2 protein-coding genes and 1 pseudogene are annotated in these 3,353 nt (G+C 67.4%); 1 reads left to right on the top strand and 2 read right to left on the bottom strand.

Annotated elements, in window-relative coordinates:
* Window positions 1-110 (top strand): annotated as a pseudogene (locus tag Q8W71_RS32650) (IS5/IS1182 family transposase); the annotation flags it as partial.
* A 94-nt stretch (window positions 111-204) separates the two neighbouring features.
* Here the strand turns inward: Q8W71_RS32650 and Q8W71_RS32645 are convergent.
* Window positions 205-2,694, bottom strand: a complete 2,490-nt coding sequence (locus Q8W71_RS32645; RefSeq protein WP_305529458.1) for a GAF domain-containing protein — start codon at window positions 2,692-2,694, stop codon at window positions 205-207.
* A gap of 482 nt (window positions 2,695-3,176) precedes the next feature.
* A partial coding sequence (locus tag Q8W71_RS32640) for a transposase domain-containing protein (protein ID WP_305529459.1) occupies window positions 3,177-3,353 on the bottom strand: 177 nt, incomplete at its 5' end.

Below are 3,353 nucleotides of genomic sequence, written 5' to 3'. Positions count from 1 at the left end.
GCTTTGCCAAGCTCAAACAGTTCCGGCGGGTGGCCACCCGCTACGAGAAGACCGCCCGCAACTACGCTGCCGTCGTCACCCTCGCCGCCATCGTCCTGTGGCTCCGGTAACTGTCCACACCGCCTAGGGCCATCATCAGAATGGGATCGTCTTCTACGACCAGCACATAGGTGGGCGAGGGGGCTGCGAACTGTCCCATAGGGGCTAGTGGACCTGTACCTGGATCTCCGCGAGCGGGGCGCGGAACTCGGCCTGCAAACCCACCGGGTCGTAACGGAGGTTCGCGGCGCGCGTTCCGACCAGGCCCATGCGGATCAGCTTGGAGCCGAACCCGCCTCGGTTGCTCGGCGGCGTAACCGCCGGGCCGCCGCTCTCCGACCAGTCGAGCACCAGCGCGGGGGCCTGTCCCTCCTCAGTGCGCCAGGCGATCCGTACCTTACCCGCTGTCGCGGAAAGCGCCCCATACTTGAGAGCATTGGTCGCCAGCTCGTGCAGCAGCAGCGACAGCGACAGCGCCGCCTGCGGTGAAATGTCCAAGTCCGGCCCGTCGAGCGCAAACCGGTCCAGGTCCGCCTGCATCGCCAGCACGCTTTCCATCACGGCGCGCATCTTGGCGACGGTCCAGCTTTTCTGCATCAACACGTCGTGGGCGCGGGACAGCGCCAGCACGCGCCGCTCGAACGCCTCCACCGGGCCGCGTTCGGTCACCCCGCGCAGGGTGGAGCTGGCGATCGACTGGACGATGGCGAGGGTGTTTTTAAGCCGGTGCGCCAGCTCGTGGTTGAGCACGCCTTGCAACTCCTCGGCGCGCACGCGCGCCACGCCGACCTCGACCCGGTCGGCCACGTTGCGCAGGAACGCCAACTCTTCGGGGGTCCAGATCCGTGCCTGGGTGTCGTGGGCGATGAACACCGCCACGGTGCGACCCTTCTCGCGCACCGGCATGTTGACCAACGCGGTGATCCCGATCGCCTGCATGGCCGCCGGGTCGTCCCGCGTACGCGGGTCGGTTGTCACGTCGTTGATCACCAGCGGCTCACCGCGTCGCAGGTGCGCGCGGATGTCGCCGTAGTCATCGAACTGGTGCCGTCCGGCGATGCTGACCTGACCCGGCGCGGTCCAGTCGGGTTCAATCACGATGGCTTCCACATCGCCCTCGATCCGACCGAACCCGGCGCGGGTCGCGCCCAAGGTGCGGCCGACGATCTCGGCTGCCGCATGGGTCATTTCGGCGGTGGTCGTCAGGTCGCGCAGGTAGTCACCCAGCGCCAGCAGGGCGGTGCGGCGGACTTCAGCTTCAACGCGCTGCGTCACCTCAAGGAAAATCACCCCGAACCGGTCCCCGTCCAGCGGGAATGCGCGGCCCTCGTACCAGCGCCGCAGGGTGCCCGCCTGGCGGGTGAAGTTGGCCGCTTGACCCGTCACAACGACGTCCGCGAACTCGTTGACCCATTCGTCCTCGACGCCGGGGATCATCTCGCGGATCGTGCGCCCAATGACGGTTGCCGGGTCGATGCCGACCAGCTCGCCCCAAGCCGGATTGACCTCGACGTAACGCCAGTCGGTGATCCGGTTAGCGGCATCACGCACCACCTCACCGACGATGAAGCCCTCGTGCAGGCGGTCGAACAGCCCACGCCAGTAGACGTCTTTGGCACGCAGTTCGGCGCGGGCGGCCGCCTCGGTCAAGCCGACTGTGGCGGCCCCGGCAAACAAGGTAAGCTGAGCCAGGTCCGCGTCGCTGAACGCGAATGGATAGGACGCTTGCAGCTTAAGCACCCCGAGCACCTGGCTGCCACGCGCGATCGGCGCATGCACCGCCGACCCCAGGTTGATGCGCTTGGCCAGCGCGCCGTTGACGCGGGGATCGGTGCCCGCGTCGCTGACCAGGATCGGCTGGTTGGTCCGGGCGCAGGCCCCGGACGTGCTGCCGTCCAGGGTCACGCGCACGCCCTGGTGGGGCAGCAGCGCGCCCCGTGCCAGGCTATATTCCAATTCGGGGCCTTCGATCAGCTCGAACACGCCGCCCTCGGCCGCCGGGATCGCCCGCATCGCGCCGTCGATCACCGCGCCCAGGATCGGGTTCAGCGCGCCTTCGGCGGCGACGATCGCCAGTTGGGTGTCGCGTAGGGCATCGCGGGCAACGTAAGCCTGGTGTTCCGAGGCGCGCAGGGTGTCGCGCTGGGTGACCGCCCGGCGCAGCTCGAGCTGGCTCATCACCTGCTCGGCCAGGAGGCGCAGGCCGTTGACCTGGGACGCGGTCAGACCCTTGGGACGCGCCACCTTGTCGATCACGCATAGGCTGCCGAGCACCAAACCGGACGCCGTGCGCAGCGGTGCCCCGGCGTAGAACCGGATGAACGGGTCACCGGTCACCAGCGGGTTGGCGGCCGTGCGCGGGTCGGTGGTCAGGTCCGGGATAATCAGGAGGGCATCGGGTTGCGCCAGCGCATGGGCGCAGACCGAGCTGTTGAGGTCGGTTTCGCAGGGCGGGAAGCCTACCCGCGCCTTGAACCATTGGCGATCCTCGGCCACCAGGCTGACCAGCGCCACCGGTACGTTGCAGAGCTGGCAGGCCAGTTGCACGATGCCGTCAAACCCCGCCTCAGCCGGTGTGTCGAGGATGGCAAAGTCGGCCAGCGCATCAAGGCGGGCGGCGTCGGTTACCAGCGGCGGGATCGGATGTGGCTTCATCGGTATGCAGTCATGTGCCTTCAGCACATACCGCGAACGGCACGACGTTGTCCCGTCCTAACATGTGTCGTGCTTGTGAGGGGTGCAGAATTGTGACGGCCGGGGCCGTCGATGCTCGCTGCCGCGATGGGCAACCACCTAGGCGCACTTCGGCTCACCGAGCCCGTCCGCGCTCACGTTTGGTGATTTATGGAGCGGCGGAAAGGTACAGCCCCTCGCCTTGTAATCGACGCAGCAATGCGCGGGCTTGCTCCTGAATTTGACAGATGTCCCCTTGTTCTTCGAAGCCATAGTCGCACATCGGCCGTAGCCTCTGCATCGCTCGATCCATTGCCGAGCCCTCCCATAGGATCAGAACTTGGCGATCGGTGAGGTCTGTGAGGAGGCACCAGAGCATCAGTATGAGGCTGAGCGCCGGGTGTTCGTGCCACTCGGCTGTTGCTTGCCGTTTGACGGTAAGCGCTCGGCGGCGGGCCTTCCGGTCAGGCAGCGTGAGCGACGGGCGGGGCCGGCGTCCAGTTCCAGGGGAGCAGGTCGGCCAGCCGCTTTGCCGGATGGTCGGCGATGCGGGTGAGCACGTCGCGCAGGTACGCCTCGCTGTCGAGCCCGTTCAGCTTGGCGCTCTCGATCAGGGTGTAGAAGGCGGCAGCGCGCTCGGC

Origin of the sequence: Methylobacterium amylolyticum (assembly GCF_030700245.1) — a bacterium.
Lineage (GTDB): Bacteria > Pseudomonadota > Alphaproteobacteria > Rhizobiales > Beijerinckiaceae > Methylobacterium.
The sequence above is the reverse complement of the archived record's forward strand: the minus strand, read 5'-3'. Positions and strand labels throughout refer to the sequence as shown.

Bases quoted from the DNA above. Each gene is read 5' to 3' on its own strand.
- Q8W71_RS32645 (WP_305529458.1), bottom strand. From the start codon at position 2,694: ATGAAGCCACATCCGATCCCGCCGCTGGTAACCGACGCCGCCCGCCTT.